The sequence below is a fragment of the Sphingomonas sanguinis NBRC 13937 genome (assembly GCF_001591005.1).
GTDB classification, from domain to species: domain Bacteria; phylum Pseudomonadota; class Alphaproteobacteria; order Sphingomonadales; family Sphingomonadaceae; genus Sphingomonas; species Sphingomonas sanguinis.
Map to the genome: position 1 here is coordinate 37,030 of NZ_BCTY01000008.1, position 13,095 is coordinate 50,124.

Below are 13,095 nucleotides of genomic sequence, written 5' to 3' on the forward strand. Positions count from 1 at the left end.
CATTGGTTCCGCCGTTTTTCAGGCCTCGGCCAATAATTTTCCCGCTTCGGCCCCGGCCCAGTCGAAGCCGCCGGTCACGCGCCACAGTTCATGGCCGGTCTTGTCGAACAGGATCGTGGTCGGCAGGTTGGCGTGATAATGGGTGCTCAGCCCGATCTTCGGGTCGAGATAGACGGGCAGCGCATCGAGCTTCTTGCCCGACAGGAAGGACGCGACCTTCGACCCGTCCAGGTCCTGGCTGACCGCGATGACTGCGACCTTGCCCTTCAGCCGTGCGGCGGTGGCGGCCAGCGTCGGCATCTCGGCGATGCACGGCCCGCACCAGGTCGCCCAGAGGTTGACCAGCACCGGCTTGCCCCGAAAATCGGCCAGCGTCGCGGGCTTGCCGTCCAGCGTGGTGAAGCCCAGCGTTGGCGCGGCCTCGCCCTTGTGGCTGCGGTCGACCGCTCCGGCGGGCTTGGGGGCTTGCGGGGTGGAGGAAGCGACCTCGCCCCCCGTGACTTCGCCGCTCGAAACTTCCCCGCTGGTAGTGTTGGCGGCTTGCTCCGGGGCGGGGCTTTGCTTATCGCACCCGGCGACCATCAGCCCCAGGAGACAGGCGATCACGGTACGCGACGACATGGGCGGCTCCAACGCAATGTGGGGCGGGCGCTTCGCAGAAGGTCCCGCCGCAGTGATGCGCGAGATAAACGCGTCCATTCCCTTCGACAAGCGATTGTGGAAACAGGACATCGCCGGGTCGAAAGCGCATGTCGCGATGCTGGGCAAACAGGGCATCGTCTCGGCGGAGGACGCCGCGACGATTTCCGCTGGGCTGGACCAGGTCGCCGAGGATTATGCCGCCAACGGCGTGTCGGAGGACCTGACCCTCGAAGACATCCATATGCAGACCGAGGCGAAGTTGGCGGCGTTGATCGGCCCGGTCGCGGGGCGTCTGCACACGGCGCGGTCGCGCAACGACCAGGTGGCGACCGATTTCCGCCTGTGGGTGCGTGACGCGATCGACGAGACGCTGGCCGCACTCGGCGCGTTGCGGAATGCATTGCTGACGCGGGCCGAGGACCATGCCGACAGCGTGATGCCGGGCTTCACCCACCTGCAATCCGCACAGCCGGTGACGCTGGGTCATCACCTGATGGCCTATCACGAGATGATCGTGCGCGATGCCAGCCGCTTCGTCGCGGCGCGGGCACGGATGAACCAGTGCCCGCTGGGTTCGGCGGCGCTGGCGGGGACGGGCTTTCCGGTCGACCGGCACATGACGGCGCAGGCGCTGGGCTTCGACGAGCCAACGCGCAACTCGCTGGATGCGGTCAGCGACCGCGACTTCGCGATCGACTATCTGCAGGCGGCGACCAACTGCTCGCTGCACCTGTCGCGGCTGGCCGAGGAGTTCGTGCTCTGGGCGTCGCAGCCCTTCGGCTTCGTCGCGCTGTCCGACCAATGGTCGACCGGCAGCTCGATCATGCCGCAGAAGCGCAACCCTGACGCGGCCGAGCTGGTGCGGGGTCATGCGGGCCGCATTATGGGCTGCATGACCAGCCTGATGGTCACGATGAAGGGCCTGCCTCTCGCCTATTCCAAGGACATGCAGGACGACAAGCCGCCGGTGTTCGAGGCGCACGACCTGCTGGCGCTGTCGATCGCAGCGATGACTGGCATGGTCGAGAGCGCGACATTCCGCACCGAGCGGATGCGGGCCGTGGCGGAGGCGGGCTTCTCGACCGCGACCGACCTGGCCGACTGGCTGGTGCGGGTCGGCGGCATTCCCTTCCGCGAGGCGCATCACATCACCGGTCGTGCGGTGAAGCTGGCCGAGGAGAAGGGCGTGATGCTGCACCAGCTGTCGATCGACGACCTGACCGGCATCGACGCGCGCATCAACGACAGCATCTATGACGTGCTGTCGGTCGATGCCTCGGTCGCCAGCCGGGTCAGCTTCGGCGGCACCGCGCCCGCCAATGTCCGCGCCGCCATCGCGACCGCGCGGGGTCTGCGGGCATGAAGCCCGCGCTCGCCCTGCTGGTCGCGCTGGCGCTGACCGGCTGTGGCGCGGCCAACCGGCTGCAACCGGCCAAGGGCGAGAGCCTGCCGGTCGCGCCGCGCGGCGCCACCGCGACCCCGACGCCGCAGCAATTGCTGACGGCCACCCCCCAACAACGCCCGCAACGCTCCGACGAACTGATGACCCAGTCGCAGGATCGGCGTTCGGACGAATTCGATTTGCCCCCCCGCTGATGGACCATTTTCATTTCCAAGACGGCGAACTCCATGTGGAGGATGTGCCCGTATCCCGGATCGCCGCCGAAGTCGGCACGCCGGTCTATATCTACTCCGCCTCGACCTTTCGCCGTCATGCGCAGGTGTTCCGCGAGGGGCTGAGCGCCCTGCCGCGCGTCCACCTGGCCTATGCGATCAAGGCAAACCCGAACCTTGCCGTGCTGCGCGTGCTGGCCGATGAAGGGTACGGCGCGGACGTCGTCTCGGTCGGCGAGATGCGCCGGGCGCTGGCGGCGGGGATGAAGGCGGAGGACATCGTGTTCTCGGGCGTCGGCAAGACCCGCGCCGAGCTGGTCGCCGCATTGGAAGCCGGGATCGGCCAGTTCAACCTGGAGCTGGAGGAAGAGGGCGCGGTCCTTGCCGAGCTGGCGCATGAGCGTGGTCTCGTTGCGCCCGCCACGCTGCGGGTGAACCCGGACGTCGATGCGGGCACCCATGCCAAGATTTCCACGGGCCGGAAGGAAAACAAGTTCGGCGTGCCGATCGACCAGGCGCTGGGCATGTTCGACCGTCTGGCGGGGCTGCCCGGCATCGACCTGAAGGGTGTCGCCTGCCACATCGGCAGCCAGCTGGGCGACCTCGCGCCGCTGGAGGCCGCCTATAAGCGCGTCGGCGAGCTGGTCGCGGAACTGCGCGGGGCAGGGCATCGCATCACCCGCGTCGACCTGGGCGGTGGCCTGGGCGTGCCGTACAAGCCTGGCGACGTCATGCCCGCGCCCGCCGCCTATGGCGAGATGGTCGCGCGCGTGACCAAGGACTGGGACGTCGAGCTGATGTTCGAGCCGGGCCGGGTGATCGCGGGCAATGCCGGGGTGCTGGCGACCGAAGTCGTTTGGGTGAAGCCCGGCGTCGCCAATCCGTATGTCATCGTCGATGCGGCGATGAACGACCTGATGCGGCCTGCGCTCTATGACGCGCATCACGATTTCGTCGCGGTGAAGCCGACCGGCGAGACGATGATGGCGAATATCGCGGGGCCGGTGTGCGAGACGGGCGATACCTTCGGCATGAACCGCGAGATCGACGCGGTGAAGTCGGGCGACCTCGCCGTGTTCCGTACCGCCGGGGCTTATGGCGCGACCATGGCGTCGACCTATAACAGCCGTCCGCTCGTCCCCGAAGTCATGGTCGAGGGCGACCGCTTCGCCGTCGTGGCCGACCGCATCGCCGCCGAGACGATCATCGCCGCCGAGCGCGTGCCGGAGTGGCTGAAGAAGTGACGGCATATGCTGCCTTCCTCCCCTGTAAGGGGAGGTGGCAGGCCGTCAGGCCTGACGGAGGGGTGTCACCCCTCTCGATAGCAGGACACCCCTCCACCAGCTTCGCTGGTTCCCCTCCCCTTATAGGGGAGGAATAGTGACGTGAGCCTCGCCAGCTTGCCGCTGTTCGTCCGGCTGAATGGCCGCCCGGTGATCCTGCTGGGCGAGGGCGAACCCGCCGAGGCCAAGCGCCGTCTGCTCGACCGCGCCGGGGCGCAGGTCGTTGGCGAGGACGCGCAGGCCGCGCTCGCCATCGTCGCGATCGAGGATGAGGACGAAGCGCAAGCCGCCATCGCCCGGCTGAAGGCGCGCGGCGTGCTGGTCAACGCGGTCGACCGTCCGGCGGCGTGCGACTTCACGCTGCCCGCCATCGTCGAGCGCGGGCCGGTGATCGTCGCGATCGGCACCGGCGGCGTGTCGGCCGGGCTGGCGGCGGCGCTCCGCCAGCGGCTGGAGACGTTGCTCCCCGCCGGGCTGGGTATCCTGGCCGAGGGGCTATATGCCGCCCGCAGCGCCCTGCGCGCCCGCTTTCCCGATGGCGCGGAGCGGCGGCGGGCGATCGGTGCAGCGTTGTCGCCGGGCGGTGCACTCGATCCGCTGGCGGGACAGACCGATGTCGCGGGCTGGCTGGCGCGTGCCGACCGTCCGGCGGCCGAGGTCGCGGCGTTCGTCCTCACCTCCACCGATCCCGACGACCTGACCCTGCGCCAGGCGCGGGCACTGGCGGCGGCCGACCGGGTCTATCACCGCGCCGATGTGCCGCCCGCTATCCTTGATCGCGCCCGCGCCGATGCGGTGCGGATCGCCTGCGACGCGCTTCCGGCGGAACCGGGCGAGGGGCAGATCGTCGACCTCGCCATGGACGTTTCCGCATGACCGGCTTTGCCTATCGCATCGATCAAGGCCATGCCGCCCCCATCCCGATCCGCGAGGCGGTGGAGGCCAAGGCGCGACTGGTCTGGGTACATCTGGAAACCAATGATGCGGTGGCGCAGCGCTGGCTGCGCGATTCGGCGCATCTGGCGGATTATGTCATTGACTCGCTGACCGCGACCGAGACGCGGCCGCGCTGCGAGGCGGTGGGCGAGGGGGCGTTCCTGAACCTGCGCGGGCGGAGCAGCGAGCCGCTGGACGGGTCGGACATGCTTGCCTCGGTCCGCATCTGGGCGGCGAAGGGCAAGGTCTATTCGGTTACCCGCCGCCCGTTGGTGGCGGTCGATACGGTGCGCAAGGAGGTGGAGGAGGGCCGGGTCGCCGATCCGGGCGACCTGATCACCGCCTTCGCCACCGCGATCACCAGCGACATGGACCCGGATGTCGCCAATCTGGGCGACGAACTCGACGGATGCGAGGAGCAGCTGGACGAGCACCGCGTCTTCCAGTTGCGCCGCACGGTCAGCCGGGTGCGCGTCGCCGCGATCGGCTATCGTCGCTTCCTCAATCCGCAGCGGGCGGCGCTGGAAAAGCTGGCGGCGCTGCCAGGCGACTGGCTGGCCGATGACGACCGGCTGCACCTGTCCGCCGCCGCCGACCGGGCGGCGCGCATGGCCGAGGAGCTGGAATCGATCCGCGAACGCGCCGCGCTGATCCACGAAACGCTCAGCGACATGCGCGCCGAACAGATCGACAATCGCGCGCTGCTCATCTCGATCGTCGCGATGGTGTTCCTGCCGCTGACCTTCATCACCGGATTATACGGGATGAACGTCAAGAACCTGCCCTATGCCGAGGAGCCCTGGGCGTTCGACGCGATCCTGGGATCGTGCGCCGCCATCGCGGCGGGGATCGTCATCTATTTCGTCCAGCGCCACTGGTTCCGGCGGTAAGGGCCGGGGCCGACGGTCCTCGCGCGCGGAACGGAGCCGCCCCTTATACCGCCTTCTTCTTGTTCATCTGACGCACGGTTTCCCACGCCTCGGCGATGTCGGCGATGCTGGCGGCGACGTCACGGAACACCTGCGGATTCTGGTCGAGCGAACCCTCGACGATCTGCCGCCGCGCGCCCGTGTAAAGCTTGGCGAAGGTGATCGATATGTCGCCGCCATTCTCGAAATCGAGCCCGGCCTCCAGCGCGAACAGGATCGCGGTGGCGCGCGTTACCCGCTCGCTCTTGCGCGCGAGCTGGCCATGTTCGGTCGCCCAGGCGGCCGAGCGGAGCGACGAGATGAGTTCCTCGTACAGAAGCTGGACCAGCTCGGGCCCGTCCGCGGTCGCGGTGCGGCCGACGACGTCGATCTGGCGATAGGTGGCCGCAGGATCGGCGAGCAGTCCGGTTGCGTAGCCCATATCAGTTGCTCTTCGTCCACATCTTGACCTGCTGGTCTATGAAGCTCTGCGTCGACTTGTAGCTGGCGACGCGCGCGTTCATTGCCGAGAACTGCGCGGTCATCCGATCCTGGGCGCTGCTCTGGTCATCGGCCAGATTGCTCTGGGCCAGCGTGTTGGCGCTTTGATCCTGGTTCAACTGCCTTGCCGTCGCCCCCAGGCCGTAGATCGTGCTGGTCGCCGACATCTGGATGCTGTTCAGCTGCGCCGACAGGCCGATCAGATTGTCGCCGCTCGACTGGAACATCTGTTCCACCGCATCGGGATATTGCGCCATTACCTTTGAAAGCCGCGTCGCATCGACCTTCAGCGTGCCGTCCTTGTTGGTGCCCACGCCCAGATCGGCCAGCGTCTTCGGGCCCGGCGAATTGGGGTCGCCGGGTACGATCTTCGCCGTGGTCAGCCGCCCCAGCGACACGGCCAGGGAGCGCGCCGCCACGTTGGAGCGCAGGTCGCCATTCTGGGGATCGAGCTCCTTGTTCAGCTCGCCGATCTTGTCGTTATAGGTCGTTACGAACTGCGAGACGATCGAGGTCAGCGCGTCGGTCGGCGTGGTGCCGGTCAGCGAGACGGCCGAGGTCGACACCGCGTTCAGCGTCATGACGACGCCCGGCACCAGATCGCTGAAGCTGTTGCTGGCGCGCTGAATCGACACGCCATCGACCTTCATCTGAGCATTGGCCGCGGTGGAGACGTTGTTCGTGGTGGTCGCGTTATTGCCCACCGCGAAATTGGACAGGCCGGCCTGATCGCCCTCCGTCGCGCTGATGGTGAAGCTGTTGGCCGAGCCGGTGGGCCCGGTGAAGGACAGATAGGCCTTGCCATCGACGTCGGAGATGACCGAGGCGGTCACGCCGGTCTTGGCCGCGTTGATCTGCGACGCGACCTGGTCGATCGTCGGGTTCGATCCGTCCGCGAAGCTGACGTCGACCGCCGTGTTCGATCCGACCTGGATGGTCAGCTTGCCGGTGCCCATCGAGGCGGTCCGGTCATAGCTGCTCTTGGTGACGCTGGTCTGCGCGGTCGCCAGCGCGCTGACCGTGATCGACTTGGACAGGCCGGACAGTTTCGCGCCCGCCTGGGTCGTCACGCTCAGCACTGACGAATTGCTGCTGGTCGCCTGCGTCGCGAGCGTGCCGCCGCTGGCGATCGACGCGAGCGAGCTGGCGAAGTCGGTGATCGAGCTCATGATCGTCGAGGTCGCCGAAATCTGCGCGGTCAAGGTGTCCGCCTTCGCCTTCAGGGCGGCGTTGCGGCTGGCGAACTGGGCCTGGATCAGGCCGGGGACCAAGGTGGACAGGTCGATGCCCGAACCGGCCTGCAACGAATTGAACAGCGCCTGGGCGGCGGTTTTGGTCGCATCGGTCGTCGATGGTGTCGGCGTCGGGGTCGACGACGCTGAGGAAGTCGAGGAAATGGTGGTCATCGACGGGGCTCCGACACGGGTTCACCATCGTTAACGGCCCGCCGGCGAGAAGATTTAGCGGGATGCGACGAACCGAACGGTTTCAGGGGGAGCGAACCCGTCACTGGGCGACGCCGTTTTCGTCGAAGCGGGCGCCGACCGGCACCTCGACCGGCGGCTGCGACGTGCCGCCCGCCCCGGCGTTGAGGCCGAAGACGAAGGCAAGGACGACCGCGATCGCCTGATACAGGTCGGGGCGTACCTCCTGGCCCTCGCGGCTGGTATAATAGACCGCACGAGCCAGCTGCGGATATTCGAGCACCGGCGTATCCAGCTCGGCGGCGAGTTCGCGAATGGCTAGTGCGGTCGCGCCGCGTCCCTTGGCGACGACCACCGGCACCTCGTCCTGGCCGCGCTCGTAGCGCAGCGCGACGGCGAAATGGGTCGGGTTGGTCAGGATGACATGCGCTTCCTTGACCGCCGCGCGCACCGCCCGCTGCGACATCTCGCGCTGCTTGGCGCGGATATGCCCCTTGGCCTCGGGACTGCCTTCGGCTTCCTTATGCTCGTCCTTGATCTCTTGCTTGGTCATCTTGAGCTTGGAGAACAGCTGGAAGATCTGGATCGGCACGTCGAACCCGGCGATCAGGATTAGGCCGAACCCCATCACCAGCAGGATGGTGATGAAGGTGCCGCCCAGCTCGCCGATCGCACCGTTGATGTCGCTCTGCGCCAGGCCCAGCGTCGGGCGCGTGGTGCGCCACAGCATATACGCGCCGATCGCGCCGAGCAGCACGACCTTCACCAGCGACTTGCCGAGTTCGATCCACCCCTGCGGCCCGAAGATTCGCTTCAGGCCCGAGGCGGGGTTCAGCTTGGACGGCTTGGGCGCGATCGCCTTAGGATTGAATTGCAGCGAGCCGAGGCCCGCCTGCGACGCGATGGTCGCGACGACGGTGACCGCGAACAGCGAAGCCATCGAGGGCAGGATCTTCCACCCCGCCTCGACCAGCGGGCGGAAGGGCTCGAAATCCTCGACATCGGCATGGGTGAACTGGAAACTCGTCGCCATCACCGCCTTGCACGCGCCGATTAGCGTCGGCCCTGCGAACATCAGCCAGGCGATGCCCGCCATCATCACCAGCGCCGCCGCAAGGTCCTTGCTGCGCAGGATCTGCCCATCCTCGCGCGCCTTTTGGCGGCGCTTTTGGGTTGGGGCTTCTGTCTTTTCGCCGCCCTCCGACATCAGCCGAGCACCAGCGTTTCGGTGGCGGCAAGGCCCTCGCGGATGATGACCAGCATATAGTCACCCATGGCGGGGAAGGCGATGGCGATGGCGATGACGCCGATGGTCAGCGAGGCGGGCAGGCCGACCGAGAACAGGTTGAGCGAGGGGGCCGCGCGGCTCATCATCCCCATGACGAGGTTCAGGCACAGCAGCAGGAACCCGACCGGCAGCGCCAGCAACAGCCCCGCCAGGAATGCGTAAGAGCCGAACAGCGCGATCGCCCGGAACTGCGCCGGACCCATCCATGCCTGGCCGGGCGGGAGTGCGGTGTAGCTTTTGACGATCGTGTCGACCAGGACGAGGTGCCCGTCGACCGACAGGAACAACAGGGTCAGCATCACCGTGAAGAACTGGCCCAGCGCCTGGGTTGAGCGGCCGTTGAGCGGATCGATCGTGGCGGCGAAGTTGATGCCCATCGACCCGCCGATCAGCTCGCTGGCGACCAGGGGGGCGGTGAAGGCGACCTGCAGGATCAGGCCGAGCGCCAGGCCCACGATCGCCTCGGCGACGACGGCCATGATGGTGGGGACCGCGAAGATCACGGGCGGCGGCACGACGGGGTGCGCCATGTTGACCAGAAAGGCGATGGCCCCGGCCAGGCTGATGCGCACCGGCAGGGGGATCGACACCGCGCCGAACACCGGCGCGGTGATGAACGCCGCCCCGACCCGGATCATGATGAACAGGATCGCCCAGGCCTGCGGCTCGATCGAGAGGCCGAAGCCCAGCATGCTATTACTTGACCAGGTCCGGGATGCGCTCGAACATGCTGACGGTGAAGTCGCTCAGCAGGCCCATGATCAGGCTGCCGAAGATCAGGATCGACACGGCGACGACGATCAGCTTGGGCACGAAGGACAAGGTCTGCTCGTTGATCGAGGTCGCGGCCTGCACCATGCCGATGACCAGGCCCGACACCAGCACCGGCAACAGGATCGGCGCGGCGGCGAGCGCCAGCACCCACATGGTCTGGTTGGCCAGCGTCAGGAAATATTCGGCGTCCATGATGCGGTCTTCGTCCCATAGGGGGTGTTTGCATGACCCTTGGCATGGCTTCGGGCTGACACGGATTATGGTTGAGATTGGTTAACGAAGGCCTGCCACGCGACGCCGAAATGCCGGAATTCAGCCTCGACTCATTCCTCCCCTTGCAGGGGAGGTGGCAGGCCGTAGGCCTGACGGAGGGGTGTCCCGGTTCGCGCTCGAGGTCCATCCTCGCAAGCGGTGACACCCCTCCACCATGCTGCGCATGGTCCCCCTCCCCTGCAAGGGGAGGAATAAGGGCCGTGCCGCTTAAGCCCCCGCTACGTCGCGAAACTGTTGGCCAAACTGCCCATGGTCAGTGCCCATCCATCGACCAGCACGAACAGCAGCAGCTTGAACGGCAGCGAGATGATCGAGGGCGACAGCATCATCATGCCCAGCGCCATCAGCACGGTGGCGACCACCAGGTCGATGACGATGAAGGGCAGGAAGATCAGGAAGCCGATCTGGAAGGCGGTCTTCAGCTCCGAGGTGACGAAGGCGGGCAGCAGCACCGAATAGGGAATGTCGTTGGGGCTGGCATAGGGGCCCGACTTCGCCATTTCGGCGAACATCGTCACGTCCTTGATCCGGGTCTGCTTGGCCATGAAGGCGTGGAGCGGCGCGCCGGCCGCCTTGATCATCTCGGTGCCGGGCAGTTTGCCCTCGGCATAGGGCTGGATGGCTTGCGTGTTCATCTGGTTGATGGTCGGCGCCATGATGAACAGCGACAGGAAGACCGACAGGCCGATCAGCACCTGGTTGGGCGGGGTCTGTTGCAGGCCCAGCGCCTGGCGCAGGATGGCGAGCACGATGACGATCCGGGTGAAGCTGGTCATCATCAGGATGATGCCCGGCAGGATCGTCAGCAGGCCCATGATGATCAGGACCTGGAGCGACAGGCTCAGCGATCCCGAACCGCCATTGGCGCCGCCGCCCAGCTGGCCGATCGCGCGATCGACCGCGTCGCCTACTCCGGGAGCCGGAGCGGCGGCCGGAGCCGCGACCGGTGCGGCGGCGGGCGTCGCTTGGGCAAAGGCGGGCATCGCGATGACGAAGGCCAGCAGCAGGGCCAGGAGTATCCACAGCGGCTTCAGGCTGCGCGAAGGGCGTGCGTCCTGGCGCGTGCGGATCAGCGCGGGGCCGGTGCCCCGGCGGGTGACGGAAATGCTCACTGGTCGAACTTCTTGGGTGCGAAGCGCGACACGAAGTCACGGCCGCGCGCGGTCATCGGCTCCATCGGCGTCGGCGTGACCGGCGTCGCGGGGCCCTTGCCCTCGACCTTGTCGACCAGCTGGACACCGCCGCGGCCGACCGAGACGAGCAGGTTGCGCCCCTCGAACTCGATGACCGCCAGGCGCAGGCCGGGCGAGATCATCATCGTCTCGCGCACCTGGATCAGCCGCGTCGCGGGCCGCCCCGGCATCCGGCTTTCCAGCCGCCGCCAGAGGTACAGGCACCCGATCATCAGGCCGCAGATCAGCGGCAGCAGGACGACCAGTTTCAGGATGTAGGACCAGAGCATGGGATGGATCAGCCGCGCTTGTCGGGGTTGACCAGCTCGGTCATGCGCACGCCGAAGCGGTCGCCGACCGTCACCACCTCGCCGCGGCCGATCAGCGTGCCGTTGACCAGCACGTCGAGCAGCTCATTGGCCTGGCGGTCCAGCTCGATGACGCTCGATTCGGACAGCGCCAGCAGCTCGCGCAGCGACAGCTGGGTCGAGCCGATCTCTACGGTCAGCTTGACGTCGACATCCTGGAGCAGCCGGAAATTGGCCGCGACCGATGTGTCGACGGGGAAACCCCCGGCCATGTCGTTCATTCGTGATGTCCTTCGTAGGATTGCGCGATCGCCTCGGGCGGCCGGGCGAGCGAGGTAAGCTGGACCGCGGCGCGGCCGTTGGAGGTGCCGACGGTGCCCGTGCCGAGCAAGTCGCCACCGACCATCACCGGCACTTCCGGGCCGAAACTGATCGGGATCACGTCACCGGTCTTCAGCTCCATCAGGCGGCTGAGCGGCACGACGGGTTCGGCCAGCACGGAGCGGACCGGGAAGCGCACGGTCATCACCGCACGGGTCAGGTCGCCGCGCCAGGTGGGATGCGCCTCGCCCTGCTTGTCGACGACCTTGCCGGTCAGGGCGGAGCCATGCGGCTTCAGCGCGCTGACCGGATAGAGGATGTCGAGCATCGAGGGGCGACGATCCTGTCGCGCGATGCCGAAACGGGTGACGATCATCGCGTCCTCGGCCTCGATCCCCGACAGCAGGGCGGGCGAGGATTCGGGGCGACCGGCGCGGAAGTCGAGCCGAGCGAGCGATTCCCAGGCGTTGCGCATCGGCGTCGCCATCATGTCGCCCAGCTGGGTCACCATCGCCTCGGCCGCGGGCGAGAATTCGGGCGGCAGCGGATCGGGCACCGCACCGGTGCCGCCGAAGAACAGGTCGATCAGGGACAGGCCGAAACCGCCCTCGATGACGATCAGGGCCTGGGCATCGTTGGTCATGCCGTTCATCGACGTCATGACCATGGGCAGCCAGGCGCTCAGGCCGTCGCCACGTTCGGCCCGGTAATCGGAAAAGCGCTGGACGACCAGCGGCTCGGCCCAGCAGCGCAGTTCCTCGCGCAGGAGCGATTCGAACAATCCACGCAACGTCCGCGCCAGGCGCGCGGACAGATGCTGCATCGTGTGAAGGTCGCCGAACGGATTGATCTTGTGCGAACCCAGCACGCCGTGATCAGCGACATACTGATCACGGGCGCGTTCGCGTCGTTCAACCTGAGGGGCGGCGTTAACCATGCCTCACTGAACAACGAAATTGGTAAAGTAGACGTTAGCGATGCCGCCGAATCCCTCCTTTTGGCGAAGAATCTCGTTGATCGAGTCCACTAGGCGGCGTTGCAGCTGGCGCTTGCCCTCGCCCGAGGTCACCATGTCCTCACTGGCATCGCCCAGGGTCAGCAGGATCGCCGAGCGGACCGCCAGGTCGTTGGTCTTCAGATTATTGATGACCGTATCGTCATAGGGGGTCGAGACGGCGAGGCCGACCTGGACGATATGCACCGAGTCGCGCAGGTTCGAGGTGAAGTCCTTGGGAAGCTGGTAGTAGTTGGAGGCATAACGCTCGCCGCCGTCGCCGACGGGCGTCTTCATGCCGACATTCTCGTGCGTGTCGCCGCCTTCGCCGCCCTCGCCATGGCCGCCACCTTCGCCGCCGCCATGACCGCCTTCGCCGCCCTCACCCTCGGCGCCGGCACGCTTCTGCTCGGACTTGGGAACCAGCTTGGGCCCCGGATGGCTGGCATCGGCCTCGGCTTCCTCCTTGGCGGCCTTGTCCTTCTCGGAGCTGCCATGGCCGCCGATCAGCCCGGAGCTGGCGGCATAGAGGCCCGCGCCGACACCGCCGCCCAGCAGGACGAGCACGCCGACGACCATGATGATGATCTTGCCGAGTTTGCCCTTCTTCTTCTTGGGCGCGTCCTCGGCGGATGTGTCTTTCGCGTCGCTCATTGC

16 protein-coding genes are annotated in these 13,095 nt (G+C 67.0%); 5 read left to right on the forward strand and 11 right to left on the reverse strand.

Annotated features, from left to right (window positions below):
- Positions 1 to 18: 18 nt before the first annotated feature.
- Entirely contained in the window at positions 19 to 621 is a 603-nt protein-coding gene (locus SSA01S_RS06035) for a TlpA family protein disulfide reductase (RefSeq protein WP_061779643.1), read from the reverse strand.
- 16 nt (positions 622 to 637) lie between these two features.
- Here SSA01S_RS06035 and argH point away from each other — a divergent pair, with 16 nt between their 5' ends.
- From argH to SSA01S_RS06060, 5 genes are all read left to right on the forward strand, one after another.
- Positions 638 to 2,005: an argininosuccinate lyase gene (gene argH, locus SSA01S_RS06040; RefSeq protein WP_082794955.1), complete on the forward strand. Its 1,368-nt coding sequence runs from the start codon at positions 638 to 640 to the stop codon at positions 2,003 to 2,005.
- On the forward strand, positions 2,002 to 2,238 hold the full coding sequence (locus tag SSA01S_RS06045) for a hypothetical protein (RefSeq protein ID WP_042487426.1): 237 nt from the start codon (positions 2,002 to 2,004) through the stop codon (positions 2,236 to 2,238). The genes argH and SSA01S_RS06045 overlap by 4 nt, the downstream gene beginning before the upstream one ends.
- Complete coding sequence (lysA, locus tag SSA01S_RS06050) at positions 2,238 to 3,500, forward strand: diaminopimelate decarboxylase (RefSeq protein ID WP_061779644.1); 1,263 nt, start codon at positions 2,238 to 2,240, stop codon at positions 3,498 to 3,500. Before SSA01S_RS06045 ends, lysA begins: the two co-directional genes overlap by 1 nt.
- 141 nt (positions 3,501 to 3,641) lie before the next feature.
- Positions 3,642 to 4,415, forward strand: a complete 774-nt coding sequence (locus tag SSA01S_RS06055) for a precorrin-2 dehydrogenase/sirohydrochlorin ferrochelatase family protein (protein WP_061779645.1) — start codon at positions 3,642 to 3,644, stop codon at positions 4,413 to 4,415.
- Positions 4,412 to 5,365: a zinc transporter ZntB gene (locus SSA01S_RS06060; protein WP_061779646.1), complete on the forward strand. Its 954-nt coding sequence runs from the start codon at positions 4,412 to 4,414 to the stop codon at positions 5,363 to 5,365. The genes SSA01S_RS06055 and SSA01S_RS06060 overlap by 4 nt, the downstream gene beginning before the upstream one ends.
- A gap of 43 nt (positions 5,366 to 5,408) precedes the next feature.
- On the opposite strand, the gene SSA01S_RS06065 is transcribed toward SSA01S_RS06060, so the two are convergent.
- The 10 genes from SSA01S_RS06065 to SSA01S_RS06110 form a co-directional block, all read right to left on the reverse strand.
- On the reverse strand, positions 5,409 to 5,825 hold the full coding sequence (locus tag SSA01S_RS06065; protein WP_058717960.1) for a flagellar export chaperone FliS: 417 nt from the start codon (positions 5,823 to 5,825) through the stop codon (positions 5,409 to 5,411).
- Position 5,826: 1 nt separating this feature from the next.
- Positions 5,827 to 7,290, reverse strand: a complete 1,464-nt coding sequence (fliD, locus tag SSA01S_RS06070; protein WP_061779647.1) for a flagellar filament capping protein FliD — start codon at positions 7,288 to 7,290, stop codon at positions 5,827 to 5,829.
- Between the two features lie 100 nt (positions 7,291 to 7,390).
- Positions 7,391 to 8,515, reverse strand: a complete 1,125-nt coding sequence (locus SSA01S_RS06075; RefSeq protein ID WP_061779648.1) for an EscU/YscU/HrcU family type III secretion system export apparatus switch protein — start codon at positions 8,513 to 8,515, stop codon at positions 7,391 to 7,393.
- Positions 8,515 to 9,288: a flagellar biosynthetic protein FliR gene (gene fliR / locus SSA01S_RS06080; protein WP_058733632.1), complete on the reverse strand. Its 774-nt coding sequence runs from the start codon at positions 9,286 to 9,288 to the stop codon at positions 8,515 to 8,517. The genes SSA01S_RS06075 and fliR overlap by 1 nt, the downstream gene beginning before the upstream one ends.
- A 4-nt stretch (positions 9,289 to 9,292) precedes the next feature.
- The gene (fliQ, locus tag SSA01S_RS06085; protein WP_058717964.1) at positions 9,293 to 9,562 is read right to left on the reverse strand and encodes a flagellar biosynthesis protein FliQ; all 270 of its coding nucleotides are present in this window, start codon (positions 9,560 to 9,562) and stop codon (positions 9,293 to 9,295) included.
- A 299-nt stretch (positions 9,563 to 9,861) separates the two neighbouring features.
- Positions 9,862 to 10,755 (reverse strand): flagellar type III secretion system pore protein FliP, encoded by an 894-nt coding sequence (fliP, locus tag SSA01S_RS06090; RefSeq protein WP_058733631.1) that lies wholly within the window; start codon positions 10,753 to 10,755, stop codon positions 9,862 to 9,864.
- Positions 10,752 to 11,105, reverse strand: coding sequence for a FliO/MopB family protein (locus SSA01S_RS06095; RefSeq protein WP_058717966.1), 354 nt, complete (start codon positions 11,103 to 11,105; stop codon positions 10,752 to 10,754). The genes fliP and SSA01S_RS06095 overlap by 4 nt, the downstream gene beginning before the upstream one ends.
- Before the next feature lie 8 nt (positions 11,106 to 11,113).
- The gene (gene fliN / locus SSA01S_RS06100) at positions 11,114 to 11,404 is read right to left on the reverse strand and encodes a flagellar motor switch protein FliN (protein ID WP_007406148.1); all 291 of its coding nucleotides are present in this window, start codon (positions 11,402 to 11,404) and stop codon (positions 11,114 to 11,116) included.
- Complete coding sequence (locus tag SSA01S_RS06105; RefSeq protein ID WP_244885585.1) at positions 11,401 to 12,312, reverse strand: flagellar motor switch protein FliM; 912 nt, start codon at positions 12,310 to 12,312, stop codon at positions 11,401 to 11,403. Before SSA01S_RS06105 ends, fliN begins: the two co-directional genes overlap by 4 nt.
- A gap of 72 nt (positions 12,313 to 12,384) precedes the next feature.
- Positions 12,385 to 13,092 carry a flagellar basal body-associated FliL family protein gene (locus SSA01S_RS06110; RefSeq protein WP_061779649.1) on the reverse strand — a complete coding sequence of 236 codons (708 nt, stop codon included), beginning with the start codon at positions 13,090 to 13,092 and terminating at the stop codon, positions 12,385 to 12,387.
- Between the last annotated feature and the right edge of the window lie 3 nt (positions 13,093 to 13,095).

Excerpts from the sequence above, each read along its gene's own strand:
- SSA01S_RS06110 (WP_061779649.1), bottom strand. The coding sequence starts at position 13,092 with ATGAGCGACGCGAAAGACACATCCGCCGAGGACGCGCCCAAGAAGAAG.
- fliN (WP_007406148.1), bottom strand. The coding sequence starts at position 11,404 with ATGAACGACATGGCCGGGGGTTTCCCCGTCGACACATCGGTCGCGGCC.
- fliR (WP_058733632.1), bottom strand. The coding sequence starts at position 9,288 with ATGCTGGGCTTCGGCCTCTCGATCGAGCCGCAGGCCTGGGCGATCCTG.
- lysA (WP_061779644.1), top strand. The coding sequence starts at position 2,238 with ATGGACCATTTTCATTTCCAAGACGGCGAACTCCATGTGGAGGATGTG.
- SSA01S_RS06045 (WP_042487426.1), top strand. The coding sequence starts at position 2,002 with ATGAAGCCCGCGCTCGCCCTGCTGGTCGCGCTGGCGCTGACCGGCTGT.
- SSA01S_RS06075 (WP_061779648.1), bottom strand. The coding sequence starts at position 8,515 with ATGTCGGAGGGCGGCGAAAAGACAGAAGCCCCAACCCAAAAGCGCCGC.
- fliD (WP_061779647.1), bottom strand. The coding sequence starts at position 7,290 with ATGACCACCATTTCCTCGACTTCCTCAGCGTCGTCGACCCCGACGCCG.
- SSA01S_RS06095 (WP_058717966.1), bottom strand. The coding sequence starts at position 11,105 with ATGCTCTGGTCCTACATCCTGAAACTGGTCGTCCTGCTGCCGCTGATC.
- SSA01S_RS06035 (WP_061779643.1), bottom strand. The coding sequence starts at position 621 with ATGTCGTCGCGTACCGTGATCGCCTGTCTCCTGGGGCTGATGGTCGCC.
- fliQ (WP_058717964.1), bottom strand. The coding sequence starts at position 9,562 with ATGGACGCCGAATATTTCCTGACGCTGGCCAACCAGACCATGTGGGTG.
- SSA01S_RS06065 (WP_058717960.1), bottom strand. The coding sequence starts at position 5,825 with ATGGGCTACGCAACCGGACTGCTCGCCGATCCTGCGGCCACCTATCGC.
- SSA01S_RS06060 (WP_061779646.1), top strand. The coding sequence starts at position 4,412 with ATGACCGGCTTTGCCTATCGCATCGATCAAGGCCATGCCGCCCCCATC.
- argH (WP_082794955.1), top strand. The coding sequence starts at position 638 with ATGTGGGGCGGGCGCTTCGCAGAAGGTCCCGCCGCAGTGATGCGCGAG.